The 16,260-nt window shown below is 46.4% G+C and carries 11 protein-coding genes; 7 read left to right on the top strand and 4 right to left on the bottom strand.

The genetic code is table 11. The annotated features are described in order from the left end of the window. Positions 1-42: 42 nt before the first annotated feature. A complete protein-coding gene (locus tag ACSSU7_RS00800; RefSeq protein ID WP_492516859.1) occupies positions 43-1,095 on the bottom strand; it encodes a trypsin-like peptidase domain-containing protein in 1,053 nt (350 codons plus the stop codon). A 126-nt stretch (positions 1,096-1,221) separates the two neighbouring features. Continuing rightward, positions 1,222-1,965 (bottom strand): RNA methyltransferase, encoded by a 744-nt coding sequence (locus ACSSU7_RS00805; RefSeq protein WP_492516860.1) that lies wholly within the window; start codon positions 1,963-1,965, stop codon positions 1,222-1,224. 122 nt (positions 1,966-2,087) lie between these two features. Here ACSSU7_RS00805 and ACSSU7_RS00810 point away from each other — a divergent pair, with 122 nt between their 5' ends. The 7 genes from ACSSU7_RS00810 (at position 2,088) to ACSSU7_RS00840 (ending at position 10,988) form a co-directional block, all read left to right on the top strand. Beyond that, on the top strand, positions 2,088-2,900 hold the full coding sequence (locus ACSSU7_RS00810; RefSeq protein WP_492516861.1) for an inositol monophosphatase family protein: 813 nt from the start codon (positions 2,088-2,090) through the stop codon (positions 2,898-2,900). Positions 2,901-3,267: 367 nt separating this feature from the next. Further along, positions 3,268-5,301 (top strand): site-specific recombinase, encoded by a 2,034-nt coding sequence (locus ACSSU7_RS00815; protein WP_492516862.1) that lies wholly within the window; start codon positions 3,268-3,270, stop codon positions 5,299-5,301. A 310-nt stretch (positions 5,302-5,611) separates the two neighbouring features. Continuing rightward, positions 5,612-6,115: a MarR family winged helix-turn-helix transcriptional regulator gene (locus ACSSU7_RS00820; protein ID WP_492516863.1), complete on the top strand. Its 504-nt coding sequence runs from the start codon at positions 5,612-5,614 to the stop codon at positions 6,113-6,115. A 40-nt stretch (positions 6,116-6,155) separates the two neighbouring features. After that, positions 6,156-7,721, top strand: a complete 1,566-nt coding sequence (locus tag ACSSU7_RS00825) for an efflux transporter outer membrane subunit (RefSeq protein WP_492516864.1) — start codon at positions 6,156-6,158, stop codon at positions 7,719-7,721. A gap of 2 nt (positions 7,722-7,723) precedes the next feature. Then, complete coding sequence (locus tag ACSSU7_RS00830; RefSeq protein WP_492516865.1) at positions 7,724-9,898, top strand: FUSC family protein; 2,175 nt, start codon at positions 7,724-7,726, stop codon at positions 9,896-9,898. 2 nt (positions 9,899-9,900) lie between these two features. Continuing rightward, entirely contained in the window at positions 9,901-10,098 is a 198-nt protein-coding gene (locus tag ACSSU7_RS00835) for a DUF1656 domain-containing protein (protein WP_492516866.1), read from the top strand. 11 nt (positions 10,099-10,109) lie between these two features. Next, positions 10,110-10,988 carry an efflux RND transporter periplasmic adaptor subunit gene (locus tag ACSSU7_RS00840; RefSeq protein WP_492516867.1) on the top strand — a complete coding sequence of 293 codons (879 nt, stop codon included), beginning with the start codon at positions 10,110-10,112 and terminating at the stop codon, positions 10,986-10,988. Positions 10,989-11,057: 69 nt separating this feature from the next. Here the strand turns inward: ACSSU7_RS00840 and ACSSU7_RS00845 are convergent, their stop codons facing one another. After that, positions 11,058-14,252 carry a methyl-accepting chemotaxis protein gene (locus ACSSU7_RS00845; protein ID WP_492516868.1) on the bottom strand — a complete coding sequence of 1,065 codons (3,195 nt, stop codon included), beginning with the start codon at positions 14,250-14,252 and terminating at the stop codon, positions 11,058-11,060. Between the two features lie 120 nt (positions 14,253-14,372). Further along, positions 14,373-16,196, bottom strand: a complete 1,824-nt coding sequence (locus ACSSU7_RS00850; protein WP_492516869.1) for a GGDEF domain-containing protein — start codon at positions 16,194-16,196, stop codon at positions 14,373-14,375. Positions 16,197-16,260 lie beyond the last annotated feature (64 nt).

The raw sequence follows: 16,260 nt of genomic DNA on the forward strand, positions 1-16,260 counted from the left end.
GCTATGCACTTTGATGGCCTATACATGCTTTAGCGTAGTCAATCAACACTGGCTGACTGAACAGTCGCCACTGGTTTTAATGCCCAGTTTCTCATTTAACTGTATTGCCGCGTCTTTATCTAGTTGATCAAGCAGCGCCGCCGTTTTGATGGCTTCGTCTTTATTGCCAGATTCTGCGGCTATCATGCCTAAATATAATAAGGCGTTGGAGTGGTGTTTGTTTTGTGCGTAAAGTTGACTGAAATGTTGTTCAGCATTTTTTGTTTCTTTTAGGTTGTATTCAGCAATGGCTAAATAGTTGATTGCTTCGCTGGTGGATGGCTCTGCGAGCACCCACTCCGTAGACAGTTTTTTTAAGGCTGTCCAGTCGTGGGTTTGGAAAGGTTGAATCACGCGCATGAAATATGGGCGTTTTTCTTCAGGAGCGTCCCAAAAAGGTAGTTCAGCTTTAGTATCAAGGCTGACTTCGGGTTGTTTCAGTAGGTTCTTAATCCACTCTACGGGCATGTTGTAGTAAAACGCATTGCGTCCTGGGGATTTTAGGGTAATGATGCCCACCAGCTTGCCATCGTCACTAAACATAGCGCCACCGCTGGCACCTAATCTGAAGTCGTTGTTTGAGCGAATAATGACGCTGTCATCCATGGGGTACAGTGCTTTCACTGCGCCGTAGGTGGTAAGTGGTCTGGGTGAGTTATTGGGAAAGCTGATCGTGAACACGGATTGCTCGTATTGCAGGTTGGTGCTTTCTCCCAGTGTTGCAACTGTGGTGTCTAGGCTGTCAAAGCCCGCAATGCAAAGGTCATGTTCCCAGTCTGCCCTGAGGCTGGTGGCGCGGTGGCTTTCACCAAATTTGATGATGTTAATCGCATAGGCATTTGCGATGACATGGCAATTGGTGACCACTTGATCTTTCGCTACCACTACGCCTGAGCCTACACCGTAGCGGCCATTAGGTAGCACGACGCGGATTTTTACCACGGTGGATTTGAGTGCATACACCAAGCTATCAGGCGGAGCAGCAATAGCAGAATTATGGATGAAAATACAACCAATGCTGAAAATGAAGCCAAGGCCGAGTGTCAATTTTCGCATCAAAGAATCTCCAAATGATGGATAAAACTTGATAGAACTATTTTGATAAGAAAATAGTGATGAAGAAAAGTTCTATTAATTCAATATAAAGCCTTTGTTAACAAATAATTGCTGCTGTTGCATTGCTTAATATTTTTGATGCTTTTTTGGCGTAACCGATAAGGTGAGTATGCCCCTGAGTAAGTTGACCTCTTCTTTTTCTAGTTTGGCACGCGCATAAATACGACGTATGCGTTCGCTAAGTTTTTTAGGTGCAGTAGGGTTGAGGTAGCCAATTTTGATTAAAGTATCTTCCAGATGCGTATAAAAGCCTTCAAGTGCTTCGTTGGTGGCTAGCTCTGGCTGGTTATCTGCAGTGTCCAGCTTGCCTTCTAATATCGCCATGCGAATTTCATAAGTCATGACTTGCACCGCGGCAGCAAGGTTGAGTGATGAATACTCTGGGTTTGCCGGAATCATTGCAAGTAGCTGGCAGCAATCCAACTCTGCATTGGAGAGGCCACTCATTTCTGTGCCAAATACCAGAGCTATCGGCTGGTTTTGTGCGAGCGAAGCTGCACGGTGCGCTGCTTCGCGTACGTTCACTAACTCATGCGAGATTTGTCTTTTACGTGCGCTCATGCCGATTGCCAATACGCAGCCTGTGAGGGCTTCTTGCAGACTGCTGCAAACGGTGGCTGACTCTAGTAAATCAGCCGCACCGGTGGCGAGTGAGGTGGCTTGTGGGTCTGGAAAGTGTAGTGGATTCACTAAATATAGGTCGCTTAGGCCCATGGTTTTCATGGCGCGTGCGGTAGACCCAATATTGCCAGGGTGACTGGTTTGGCATAAAACGACACGGATGTTATTGAAAATGTTTTGTTTATCCACTTGACTGACCTAATTTGTTAAAAATTATTTACTTAGCGAACCTTAATTTGATATAAGAATTTGGTATTAAGGTCGATAAAAGCTAAAATAGCATTTTATCAGCTCTTTAAGAAAATCTAGTCATGCATCCAATGCTATCTATTGCAGTAAAAGCCGCCCGTGAAGCGGGACGTATTATTAACCGAGCCTCACAAGATGTGGGTGCGATTGCCATTCAAACTAAAACGTACAATGACTTTGTCAGCGATGTAGACAGATCAGCCGAGCAGGCAATTATTGATATTTTGAAAGATGCTTATCCAGACCATGGTTTTTGGGGTGAGGAAAGCGGTCATGACAACCATGAAGCCGATAATATCTGGATTATTGATCCGTTAGATGGCACGACTAACTTCTTGCATGGCTTCCCGCAATATTGTATCTCGATTGCTTTGCAGCAAAAGGGCGTGCTGACGCAAGCTGTGATTTACGACCCAGTGCGTAATGATTTGTTTACCGCAACCAAAGGTCGTGGCGCATTTTTAAACGACAAGCGTATTCGTGTGACTAACCGTAGCAAGTTGCAAGACTCATTGATTGCCACAGGCTTCCCATACCGCGACTTTACGCACTTGGATACTTATTTAGGCATGTTTAAAGACATGATTAAAAAGACCACCGGGATTCGCCGCCCAGGCTCTGCTGCCTTGGATTTAGCTTATGTTGCTGTGGGTTGGGTTGATGGCTTCTTTGAAATCAATTTATCTGCTTGGGATATTGCTGCAGGTGGCTTAATTGTGCAGGAAGCCGGCGGTATCGTAGGCGATTTTGAGGGTAACGAAAGCTGGTTGGAAACAGGTAATATTGTTGCGGCTAACCCAAAAGTGTTTGCGCAAATGTTGCAGGTTTTGAATCCGCATCTAACCCCAGCACTCAAAACGCCTAAAAACGCTTAAGTTTATTTGTTGTGATCAAATACGTCTGCCAAACTGGCAGACGTTTCTAAAGGCTGAGCCGTATTGCTTAGCCACTCTCTCTGCTAGTTGTTTTCTGTTTGTTGCTTTGTGTCCCCTGGTGCACACTAGCACTACATTGGCTCGCCTATAATTTGGATGGTGTTGAATTTTATGCTGAGGCGTTTGTCTGCTGAACCATACATTTTAGATAATTTCTTTGCATTAGGTTATTCTGAGTATAAGTGATGCTAATAACGCATTTTAGATAACGCATGCATCCGGCTTAACTTTTAATCTGAACACTAAACTTTATCGGCACATTTCTAATTGAATAGCACTGCCTTGTTTTACATGGAGCCACTTTAATATGAGTCATCAGGTGATTAGCCATACTAATTTGATGGAGCAGGCATTTGAGCGACATACGCGCCATGCCGATGCACCCCAGTTGGTTGCCGATTTATTGGCGCAGATTCGTCCAGAAAAGTCTGAGCAAACAGATGCTGCGATTAAATCCATACAGGCACTTTGTTACTTGGTGAGTACCGATCCAGCAAAAGCCAGCCAGCTGAGAGATGCCATTTTGCAGTTGTTAAGTGCTTACAATCCCTTGTCATTGTTTTTGATTGCACGTCACTCAGTATTTACCGGTTTCTTTTCTGAAATGCGCAGACGCATCTCACATAAAATTCTGCCTGAGGCGGTTGATGGTGCTTATCTGCTTGATTTGTTTTCAGTTTTCTTTACAAAAACAACGGATGAAATATGGGTCAATGCTGTGCCTGATAGTGTTTGGGCGCAGTTGATAGGTGTCATGCGCTTTGATTTGGCAGATGAAGCGCTTAGTTTGTCTTGTCAGCAAAACTTGTTTGCTGCTGCACAGGTGCTTTCGTATCGCACGGCTGCATTAGGGCTAGAGCCTGAGTTGTTGAAAAACTATCCTGAACTTGAGCAGCACAGCTCACCATTTATCATGCAGCAAGCTGAATTGGCCGAGTTTATGGGCGCACAAGACGTGGATGATACACACGTTGATATCAAGCATATATTGGTGATGCTGGATCAATGTAAGGCAATTGTGGCAAAGGTGCGTAGGAATAGTGCACTTACCGGCACCAGCATACATTTAACCCAACTGCTGCAACGCATCTTGAAGCAGATTGCGCGTTTGGAAGAGCTGTTGACGATTTTGCATTTCTTTCAGCATAAGCAATCTGCAGATGCAGTGGTAGTGCCGTTGTTTAAAGATTTGGTTTACAGCGAATGCCATAAAAATGATTTGCACGAGTACTGGCAAGAGAGTGTAGAGGTGATGGCGGTGCGTGTGACGGAGAACGCAAGCCGCGCCGGTGAGCATTACATCACGGAAAACCGCAGTGAATATTTCGCACTCATGCGTTCGGCCATGGGTGCGGGTGTCATTATTGCGCTCATGGCGATGTTTAAGCTAGTGCTAGCTAAACAGCATTTTGCCCCGTTGGCAGAAGCTATTTTCTTTAGTTTAAATTATGGTATCGGCTTTATGTTGATTCATATCCTGCATTTCACAGTAGCGACTAAGCAGCCAGCAATGACTGCGGCCGCAATTGCAGCCACCATTGATAATGCCTCTGATGGCAAAACCAAGGACATGCATAATTTAGTGACTACGGTGACCAATACCATGCGTAGTCAGGCCGTTGCTATATTTGGTAATGTAGTGGTGGCGATTCCTATGGCAATGCTACTGTCTTGGGCTGTATTTTATTTATCTGGGCAGCATTTTGTAACGCCAGAGAAGGCGCATCAATTGTTGCTTGATATTCATCCTGTGACTAGCGGTGCATTCTTTTATGCGGGAATTGCCGGTGTCTGCTTGTTTTTAGCCGGCTTAATTTCTGGCTATCACGATAATTTGGCTATTTATAACAAGATTCCACAGCGCCTGAAGGCTGTGCGCTGGTTACAGCGGCTTTTGGGGGTGGAACGTTTAGCACGTGTAGCACATTATGTAGAGCATAACCTGGGTGCGTTGGCCGGTAACTTTTACTTCGGTTGCATGTTGGGTGGCATGGGTTCTGTGGGGGTGCTGTTGGGCTTGCCGATTGATATCCGGCATATTTCATTTTCATCAGCGTTTGTGGGCTTTGCCAGCTTTAGCTTAGACTTTATGCTGACTTGGCAAGCTGTTGCTTGTGCTGCATTGGGGCTTGCGCTGATTGGGCTAGGTAACTTAATGGTGAGCTTTAGTTTGGCACTGTATGTTGCCATGAAGTCGAGAAAAGTGCGCTTTAATGACTGGCGTTTATTGCTAAAAAATCTAGCTAGCCGCTTAAATCAGCACCCGATAGAATTTATTTTGCCACCTAAAGATTTGCCGCGTGAGGATTTACCACCAAAAGAGCCGACGCAGGCAGGCTAAATCAGCTCTGAACTGTGTGCAGTAGCTGGGCGGCAAAGTGCCACCCATTTTTTGTAACGGTAAGTACTCACTTGCCAGAGGTGGTTGATGGCAATGTTAAAGTGGCAAGGCAGACGTCTGCCTCATATTCAGCATTTATAGCTAAGTCAGGGCAGTTTTGGCATTTGCCTAGCCTTGTCTAGTTATCGTTCTTTATTGCTCCTCTCTTATTGTCAGCTTTCTGCTCTAGCAATTTGTATTATTCAATACTTTTGATTTATAAAAATATGCTTGACACATAGTACGGTTCCTTAATATCATTATCCGTACTATGTTGCTACTTAAAGATTTACCAACAATCAAGAGTTTAGAGAAATTCGCGGAGCGCTATCCCGATGCGGATACGCACGCCATTTCTGACTTTGCCAACTTACTGCGTGCATGTTCGGATATTTCTGATGCTTTAGATAAACTGCTTGGTCAGCACGGTTTGTTGCAAGGCCGCTGGTGGATACTGGTATTGCTGATGCGTCAGGATGATTTAACCTCTTCACCATCCGAGCTTGCTGAAAAAGTAGGGGTGACCAAAGCCACGATGACTGGGTTTATTGATAATCTGGAGCGCGAAGGGCTGATTACGCGCTTTATGGATAGTGTGGATCGTCGCAAGTTTTTAATTAAGCTCACACCAGCAGGGCAACAAAAGCTGGATGATGTTATGCCGGATTATCATAAAAAGGTGCATGCTCTAATGACAGTGCTAGGCGATACCGAGCGCACGGCAATGCTTAACAGCTTAAAATCATTGGCAGCCAATGTAGATGTAATGAAGTAGCGATATTTTTTTTGCCTAATTAGTTAGGAACCGAACAAAATTGAAATTTACATTTCTAAAATCTAATAGCACAATCAACACGGTGATGACCACAGTGATGCTTCCAGCTGTATTTAAATCCCTACCTAAGTTAGGTTTAGGCATCAGCTTGATTTTGTTAGTCGGGTGCGTGAGCATGTCTGGCATATCCCCGCAAGCCCAGCTAGTAACATCAGAAAAATTGGACGCAGGTAAAGCGATTACTACAGCTGCACATATAGCTTGGCCTAAAGAAGATTGGTGGAAAATCTATCATAATCCACAGTTAGATAGCCTGATTGCAAAAGCAGTAGAAGGCAGCCCTACAATCAATGCAGCAAAAGCCAGAGTGGCACTTACACAGGCCATTGCCGATAGTATGCACGCAGAAACACTACCTAACATTAGCGGAAATGTTTCTGTGACACGGGAGCGCTTTACTGAACTGCAATTTATACCGCCGCCATGGGGTGGGCATACAGACTGGAACAACAAAGCGGCAATTTCTCTTGCGTATGATTTAGATTTATGGGGGCGCCAAGAAAGTATTTGGCAAGGCTCACTGGATGAATCCAAGGCGGCTTCGGCAGAAATGCAGCAAGTTAAATTGGGGCTGGAGTCTGCAATTATCCGTAGCTATGTGCAATTAGCCATGGAATTTGAGTTGCGCGACATTGCAGAAGAGCATCAAGCGCAGTTGAAGGAGCGCACAGCGATTGCTCGCCGTGCATTGGCTGCTGGCATTGGCACACAGATGGAGGTCATCGAGACTGAGACCCCGCTACCGACTGCTCATGCGCATATCGAGGCAATCAACACACGTATTGATTTATTACGTCATCAACTGGCCGCGCTTTCTGGCCAAGGCCCTGGCGCGGGTGAAGTGATTCAGCGCCCGAGCATGTCACTCGATAATTTAGTTGGCCTGCCAGATCAGTTGCCGGCTAATTTAATCGGACGCCGCCCGGATGTATTGGCTTACCGGTGGCGTGTAGAGGCTGCATCGCACAATATTGATGGCGCAAAAGCCGCATTCTATCCAAACATTAACCTGCTAGCTTTTGTCGGGTTTCAGGCACTTGGATTCAGCCAGCTCTTATCAAGCGCGGCAGGCATTGCTGGTGTAGGGCCGGCGGTTTCTCTGCCGATATTTGATGGCGGGCGTCGCCGCGGTAATTTATCTGCAAAAACAGCGTCTTATGACCTTGCGGTTGAAAATTATAATGAAGCGGTGATTCGTGCTTTGCAGGATGTTTCTGACCAGTTGGTGATATTGCAATCCAACATTAAACAGCGCAAGGACGCATCACTTGCAGTCGCAACGGCACATAAAGCCCATACGCTGGCAGAAAAAAGTTATCACGCTGGTTTGACTAACTATCAACATGTGCTCGACACGCATGCAATCGTGTTAAGGCAGCAGGAAATAGCGACTCAATTAGAAGCGATATGGCTGGATGCCTATGCTAACCTGATGCGCGCACTTGGCGGCGGAACTATTGTCAATGGCACTGATGGCTATCACCTCAATGAACAAGGTGTAGAGCAAAGCACGCCAGTTAATCCCGGCGTTACGGAGCATAAATAGCTGTGAGATTTATCCCTAACTTCATTATTAATCGCAAACCACATGATCTGGTATTACTACAGGCTGCGTGGCGTGAGTGGCTAACCGAAGATGCGCCGATTATTGCCTACATCTTTAAAGTGCTGCTGGCATGCCTGCTGGCAATGTGGCTGTCATTACGTTTTGAGCTAGACCAGCCACGCACTGCCATGATGACAGTGGCTATCGTGATGCAGTTTCGCTCTGGTATGGTCTTTGCCAAAAGCTATTATCGCTTTTTAGGGACTAGTGTTGGTATTTTGGTGTCATTTCTGTTGGTGGCGCTATTTGCTCAGGAGCGTGTACTGTTCTTGGTATGTATGGGTTTATGGATAGGCTTGTGCACGGCAGGCTCCATGATATTTCGTAACTTCCAGTCCTATGCCTTCGTGCTGGCAGGGTACACGTTATGTATTGTAGGTTTGCCTTCAGCCATTACCCCGGAGCTGACCTTTAATATAGGCGTAACCCGCATCTCTGAAATATTGATAGGCCTTATTTGTGCAACCCTAGTCAGTGATTTGATTTTTCCACAGCGCATGTGGAATGTCATGCTGGCGGCTGTGCGTAGAAGATTTAAAGACTTTTCAGATTTGCTGCAAACCACCGCAACTAAACCCGTAGCCTCGACTACTGCAACGCCCACTTTGCTGCGTTTTCTTGGGGATATTTTCAGTTTAGAGACGTTTCAAGCCTCAACTGGCATGGAAAATGACAAATCACGCCTGCATAGACAAAAGCTAAGCCGGATGAACAATGAGTTTATGGAGGTCTCAACTAGCTTCCATGCTTTTGAGCAACTGCTGCGGCGTCAGCACAACAGTACGCAGCCGCAGGTCAGTGAGGCTTTGAAAAGGGTTTACCAGACTTTAAGCGCGGCTATCATGGTAGAAGGCCGCAGTGCACAAACTGAGCAGGAGGCGATGATTGTGAGCCGGCAACTTTCTGCTTTCCGCAATCAATTTTCTGCCAAACTTCATACTGAGCGTGCACAGCTAAGTGCTGATATCAGTGCAAGTGAACGGTTAGACTTTGAAACCGGCTGCGAGTTACTGCAGCGCCTGACAGATGAGCTTTATGTGTATACCAGTACTTATGCATCACTTGCGGCTAGCCAAGGCAGTAATATCAGCCTGACAGAAACTGTGCCTGCACCAAAACTGGAAATGCACTTTGACCCACTGGCCGTTACTTTAGCCGGCATACGTGGCACTTTGTCATTGGCGATTCTGTCTGCGTTGTGGATACTGACAGACTGGCGCTCTGGTGTAGAGGCCATCACGCTGGGCGTGATTTCTAGTACGCTATTTGCCACGACTCCGTCACCCACACGCACTATCAAAAACTTTATGATTGGTGCCATCATCGGCACCTTATTGGCGTATTTCTGCAACTTTCACTTATTAACGCAGGCGCATGGTTTTTGGATGCTGGCGGTTGCCGTTGCGCCCGGCATTATCATTGCCGCATGGTTTACAACCAGACCGGCTACTGCAATTGTGGGTGCAGGCGTGTTTATGGTATACCTGATGCACATTGGATTTAATAGCGCCTATAACAGCAACCCGGTAACGTTCATTAATGATGCGATTGCAGATTTACTAGCCGTGCTTATCTCCGGCATCATGTATGGGTTAATTGACCTTAGCAGCAGCCGTTGGTCACGTCAGCGCATTGCAAAATCTCTGCGTAACTTGGTGGTAGCGGCGTGTCGCGACACGGTAGCGCTACGCCGTAGCCGTTTGGAAACAGGCGCACGTGAACTGGTGCAGCGCGCCGGCAGTGCGCAACGTATTGGAGACAAAGAAGACCGTATCGTGATGGAGTGGCTGTTATCCACTTTAGAAATCGGCCATGCGGTGATTGCACTGCGTGAGTATATGCAAGTGGTGGAGCATCCATACATCAGCAAGATGTTGTCGCTTGGTCTGGAGTCCGTTGCGCAATTATACGACGCGCCTTCTGAAGCGTACCGCATACAGGCCATTAATACGATTGATCATGCCATGGCAGAAATTAACCAGGCCAATATCGAATTTAATTTACCACAAGCTAACCAGCACCAAATCACAGTGATGCTGCATTTTATTCGCAGTGCATTGCTGGACGAAGAGTCTGTGCTTGCCGCTGGCACGCAGAACAAATTGGAGAAACATTAACTATGCCCGTTGAAATTGCATTGTTAGATGCGCTTGTTCCCAGTCTGCTATTTGCCTTTATCGCTGCGGGAGTAGGCTCATTAATATTGGATTGGATATTTGTACGTTATGAAATTTACAGTTATCTATGGTACCCGGCTCTATTTCGGCTCGCATTATTCATTTGCCTGTTTGCCGTGCTTGGGCTTTGCATCTACTGAAAGGAAACACCATGAAAGGTCTGAATAAAACGCTCATTAGAGTCTCCATCACGTTGCTATTGGTGGTGCTTGCTATCGCCCTCGGACGCATGCTGTGGGTGCGCTATATGGACTCGCCTTGGACTCGTGACGGTAGGGTGCGGGCAGATGTAGTGAATATTGCACCAGACGTAGCAGGCTTGGTCACCGAGGTTGCCGTGCACGACAACCAGTTGGTGCGCCGAGGCGATGTATTATTCCGTATTGATAGCGAGCACTATCAACATGCTCTTAACCAAGCAAAAGCAAACGTCAGTCAGCGTAAAGCCATGCTGGATATGAAGCGTGGTCAGGCATCACGCCGTGCGGCGCTGGATGACCAAGTGATTTCTCGTGAAAATAGAGAAGATACCGACATGGTTGCGATCAGTGCCAGGGCCGAGTACGAGGCTGCATTGTCGCAATTTGACCAAGCTAAGCTAAATTTGGAGCGTACCATCGTACGCTCTCCTGTAGATGGTTGGGTGTCCAATCTGTTGGTGCGTCCTGGTGATTTTGCACAGGTTGGCGCTGCCAAATTGGCAGTGATTGATCAGCACTCATTTTGGGTTTATGGCTACTTTGAAGAGCATAAATTAGCCCTTATCAAAATCGGTGATCCTGCAGAGGTGAAATTGCTTGGTTCCAATCGTGAGCTACATGGGCGAGTTGAAAGTATTGCGCACGGGATTACCGATAGAGATAACCCAACGGATGTGCGTTTACTGGCTAATGTGAATCCTAGTTTTAATTGGGTGCGCTTAGCGCAGCGGGTGCCGGTGCGTATCAGTTTGGACAGCATCCCTAAAGATTTGACCCTGGTGGCTGGGATGACCTGCGCGGTGATTGTTCACCCCAGTACCAAAAAATAAGTGCTGCCGTACTTAACCAGCGACTGTAACCATTACAAGTTGCAGGCAGAGACGGCAGCCATCTAGCAGTTAATAGTGATCCCGATGTGTATTGCCATAATCTGCTACCTTTGCTCTGGGCTCTTGCCTTGGGGCGCTGATAAACTGAGATTTGGCTACGGGGTGAATTTTAATCACATTGTCTGCAAACATGATATTTGTTTCATCTAACTTAAATACGCTGACTGCATCTGCCAAGGCGTTGGCTTGCTCTAGCAGCGATTCAGCCGCAGCGGTTGCTTCTTCCACCAGTGATGCATTTTGCTGTGTGGCTTCATCCATTAAGGTCATGGCCGCATTGACTTGATCAATGCCCGTACTTTGTTCTACAGATGCAGCTGCGATTTCACTAATGATATTGGCTACCTGTTGCACTGAGGAGACGACCTCTTCCATGGTCTTACCAGCATTTTCTACTTGTTTGGTGCCTTCAAAAGTTTTGCTTACCGAGTCATTAATCAGTGCCTTGATTTCCTTAGCTGCACTGGCCGAACGTTGTGCCAAGCTTCTTACTTCACCGGCAACCACGGCAAATCCGCGGCCTTGTTCGCCCGCTCTGGCGGCTTCAACTGCCGCATTTAGGGCGAGAATGTTGGTTTGAAAGGCAATGCTATCAATCACGCTGATAATGTCTTCAATTTTTCGTGCACTTTCGTTAATGGCGCTCATAGTAATTACCGCGTCTGAAACAACCGTACCACCTTTCACCGCAACACCTGAAGCACTTAGCGCCAACTGGTTGGCACGCTTAGCGTTATCTGCATTACGTTTCACAGTTGAGGCTAGCTCTTCCATGCTGGCGGCGGTTTCTTCTAGGCTGGAGACTTGTTTTTCAGTACGTGCTGATAAGTCATTATTGCCTGAGGTGATTTCTGCCGCTGCGGTATTAATGGTTTCTACCGAAGCTTTGACCGTGGCAATCGGGCCAACAATCATCTCTAAGGTTTCATTCACGCCTTCTACAATCTTTCTAAAGTCGCCCAAGTGCGTGCTTGCGTCTACGCGCACTGAAACCCTGCCATCATGCGCCGCATTAGACAGTATGTTCACATCACTGACCAAGGCGTTAATAGAGGTAATGCAGGTGTTCAGGTTGTCTTTAATGTTATTAAAGTCCCCATTGAAGCTGGCGGTGATTTTTTCAGGAATCTCGCCACGTGCAATATGCTCTAGGTTATTGGCGGCCATGTTCAGCGGTGTGACGATAGCGTCCAATGTGGCGTTCAGGCCCTCAATCACTTTGCGATACTCACCTAAATGTTTTGAAGCATCGGCGCGGGTGGTTAATGCACCTGCTTCTGCATCTTTTGCCAGCAAGTTGGCATCTGCCACCAGCGCTTTAATGGCAAGGCCGCAGGCATTTAAGTTGTTTTTGATGATATTGAAGTCACCGTGGTAGTGATCTGTAATTTCAGATGGAATGATGCCTTTAGATAAACTATCCACATAGTTTGCCGCCATCGTGAGTGGGGTAATGATAGCGTCTAGCAACTGGTTAATACCGCTGCTGATGTCCTGAATCACGCCGGTTGGCAAGGTGGTTGTATCAATGCGTTCACTTAGGTTGCCCGCAACTGCCTGCTTAATAAGCTCGGCTACATTTTTCTCTGCAATCACTTCCGCAGTACGGTTGCTCCACTGTGTCATTTGGCCTAGTGCGTACCCATCTGTTTCATCATATACCGGGCTAACAACCAATTGCAGGTGGTGGTCTGCCATGGTTGTATCTATGTTTTTTTGGCTGCTTATCTCAGTAGCAAGCTGCTCACGGTCTGCTGCATTTTCCAGATACTGGCTTAGATTCTCACCCATCATTTTATCTAAATCGAATTCAGGCTGATATTTCTGAATGCCAGTGCTCATTTGTTCAAACAAAGTTTTTGCCGCATTATTCATGTAGATGAGGCGGTTGTCGCGACTAGATAAAGTAACGGCAATCGATGCTTGGTCTAACGTCGCTTTAATGCGCTGAATGCTGCTGACAGCTTCTTTGTGGTCAAAATCCAGTCTGGTTTTTAGTGCATGGTAAGCATCGACTACATCAGTTAACTCATCCCGATGCTCCGACCTTGGCACCAGCTTGTTGTTCATTTCCTCCGCACTTTCACGCAAGTTACTGCCAATTGCCCGCAAACGCGGGATGATGGAGCGGTTGAGGTTCCAACCCAGTAGGCCGCATATCATGAGGGCGACAACAATAAATGCAATCGCGTAATTTCTATGTTTGATATAGTTAGCTTGTGTGACTTCATACTCAGCGGCCACCCCTGCATAGTGCAGGCTACTCAGTTTGTTCAGGCTTTCAGTCAGTGGGTCTATCGCTTTATATACATCTGAAGTATTAAATGTCATTAAGCGTTCAATGTCATCGCTACGGATAATGCCTTGCAGTAACACCGCAGATTCCAGCGCTGTATCAAATAAAGGCTGAATCTCAGCGGCTAAGGCGGATTCGGTTTCTGCATGCGGGCTGGCTAAATAGGATTTCCACTCTTTGTCTAATACCAGCAGTGCTTGGTCAACATTGGCAGCCGCTTCGGCCGAGGTAATAATACCTCTTTGTAGTTTTTGGCCAGTGCTAACAATATTAGTGCTGAACATGTCGTTAATTACTTTTAATTGTTTTAACGGTAGCACTCTTTTTTTATAGACACTTTCTAGGCCGTGGTTACTTTCTTTAATGCCTGAAATGCCGCTAAAACCAAGCATAGAGGTGGTTAATGCCACCATGATAAAAATGCAGGCAATTTTGTTGTTAATGGTAATGCGGTTGGTAAACTCTTTAGCTCTTCTCAGTAGCGCGGTATGCCAGCGCTCTTCATGCTTGATGGCGCGATAATGCGCGCGCGCTTTTTCAATTTGTGCTTTGCTGGCTTTGGTACTGACAGACATGTAGCCAACTACTTTGCCATGTTCGCGCACTGTGGTGACACAAGAATATACCCAAAAATGATCACCGTTCTGGCATAAGCCTTGTTCCACACCTATCCATGGTTTTTTGCTTTGCAGTGTCATCCATATGTCGGTGAGAATTTCTTTTGGCATCTCTGGGTGATGGATAACGCTTTGCTTTTTGCCTATCAGGTCTTGCTCATTAAAGCCGGTCACTTCGATAAAGTCACGGTTTACGTAGGTAATTTTTCCTTCTAAATCAGTTTTTAAGACGATGGAAACTGACTCGTTAATCTCTCGTTCAATTTGCGTTAACGTGATATTTTCTTTCATTGCACACCTTTTTTATTATTTCTATAACAAACATGGAATAGCGCTGATTGATGACAAAAACATGCGCTATGTTCTGACTTCAGTTTTGGTTTTGCGAATCCTGTCATGATGTGTTGCTAGTCACGCCGCCATTTCTACAACGGATTCGTGAGGGCTTCGGCGTTCTATAAAGAGGCTATTGCCTGCAATTTCCTTGGCTTGCTTCTTGGCATTAACGCACGCGGTGGAAACCTCGTGATGTGAGTGGTAAAGATCGGAACTTACAATCAAGGCGCCAATCGATAAGCTGATGAATGGATGGAAGCGCTGGTCACCCTGGCGATCTTGCGTGATGATGCCGCCGTTCTTTTGGTCAGCGCTTGAGTAAAACGAAGGGGACACTTTAGCAATCTGGGACAACAGCGTATGGCAGCGGCTTTCCCAGTTTTTACTTTGAAACAGTAAAATAAAGTCATCACCGCCGATATGGCCAACGAAGTCATAGGGGCCGCAGGCATCTGCCAGCACTTGGCCGGTTCTCTGGATGACTTCATCGCCTTTTTTATATCCATACACATCGTTATATGGTTTGAAGTAATCAAGGTCGCAGTAGCACGCCACAAACTGCGTGCCGGATTGCAGTAGGCTATCAATTTGCTCACTAATTGGTACGTTGCCCGGCAGTAAAGTAAGCGGGTTAGCATAGCGTGCGGTATCAATCTGCATTTTGGTGATAAGCCTGAGCAAATCATGCCCGCTTGCCATGCCAACGTACTGGCCATTTTCTGTGACAATAAAGCCAGCAGAAAGATGATGCGGTTTGCTTTGCAGGATTAAATCGCTCAGATTTTTTAGGCTGGTGTCTTTGTCTACAATCAGTGCAGATTTATCCGTCATCATTTCACATGGGCGCTGCCCATATAGCTCTCTGCGGAATGGGCGGGCATAATCGTTAATCATGATACTGCGATTAATTAGACCAATCGGCCTGCCATCCTGCACAACCGGGATAGAGTAAATCTCCTGATTTTCATCGAACATCTTAAATACATCTTCGTTCAGACAAGTCGGGCTGACTGGCGCTGAATATTTAAGTAGTTTTTCAACAGTCGCTCTGTTTTGTAACAGGTTTTCACGACCTGATTCAACCCTGATGAGGCTGTTGGTAATGTCGGATGAGGCTTCCAGTATTGGTGTTGGGTGTGGTCTGGCAATGTGGTAGCCTTGGCTGTAAGCAATGCCCAAGTCCCGGATTGCCATCAGTTGCTCATGGGTTTCAATCCCTTCGGCAATCACTTGTGCGCCTGATTTTTCGGCAATTTCCTGAATAGAGCGCGCGAACTGCAACTTTACCGGGTCTAGGTGGATATTTTGTGTGAAATGCTTATCAATCTTGACATAGTCCGGCCGTATTTCTGACCACAAGCGCAGCCCAGAAAAACCTTCACCTAGGTCGTCGATGGCAATTTCAAACCCCATGTTCCGATAGTGATGGGTGGCATCTCGCATCAACTGGTAGTCAAGCGTTTGCGCATTTTCAGTTAGCTCAATGATGACCTGGTTAGGCTTTAAGCCTAGTGCCTCCATATATTTAAGAGTTTCACCAGATTTTGAGTATTTTTGTAATAAGATATCCGGGCTAATATTGAGAAATATCTTGCCCGGCAGGTTCTGCTTGGCAAATGACTCCAGCACCGTTTGGCGACAAAGATATTCCAGCTCGGTCACCAAGCCACAGCTCCTAGCCATTGCAAATAAAGCCATGGGGGAGTGCAGCATGCTGTTGATTGGCCCGCGGATTAAACCTTCGTAGCCAACAAACTTACTTTGCTGCATATTAAGTATCGGTTGGAAAACAGCGGTGAGCTGCTTATTTTGAATAATATCGTGTAAATGCAAGCAAGCAGCTTCATTGGCGCATGGGCCGAGTTCCGTCATCCATGCCGGATTACTCACTGTACTCATTTAGACCTCTAGATCGTCTTATCATGGGTAGCAATATTGACGCGCCAATGTGACATGAGCGTGA

The organism is Methylotenera sp. E1MeOHC1 (assembly GCF_058745595.1).

Excerpts from the sequence above, each read along its gene's own strand:
- ACSSU7_RS00850 (WP_492516869.1), bottom strand. The coding sequence starts at position 16,196 with ATGAGTACAGTGAGTAATCCGGCATGGATGACGGAACTCGGCCCATGC.
- ACSSU7_RS00820 (WP_492516863.1), top strand. The coding sequence starts at position 5,612 with ATGTTGCTACTTAAAGATTTACCAACAATCAAGAGTTTAGAGAAATTC.
- ACSSU7_RS00815 (WP_492516862.1), top strand. The coding sequence starts at position 3,268 with ATGAGTCATCAGGTGATTAGCCATACTAATTTGATGGAGCAGGCATTT.
- ACSSU7_RS00845 (WP_492516868.1), bottom strand. The coding sequence starts at position 14,252 with ATGAAAGAAAATATCACGTTAACGCAAATTGAACGAGAGATTAACGAG.
- ACSSU7_RS00800 (WP_492516859.1), bottom strand. The coding sequence starts at position 1,095 with ATGCGAAAATTGACACTCGGCCTTGGCTTCATTTTCAGCATTGGTTGT.
- ACSSU7_RS00810 (WP_492516861.1), top strand. The coding sequence starts at position 2,088 with ATGCATCCAATGCTATCTATTGCAGTAAAAGCCGCCCGTGAAGCGGGA.
- ACSSU7_RS00835 (WP_492516866.1), top strand. The coding sequence starts at position 9,901 with ATGCCCGTTGAAATTGCATTGTTAGATGCGCTTGTTCCCAGTCTGCTA.
- ACSSU7_RS00840 (WP_492516867.1), top strand. The coding sequence starts at position 10,110 with ATGAAAGGTCTGAATAAAACGCTCATTAGAGTCTCCATCACGTTGCTA.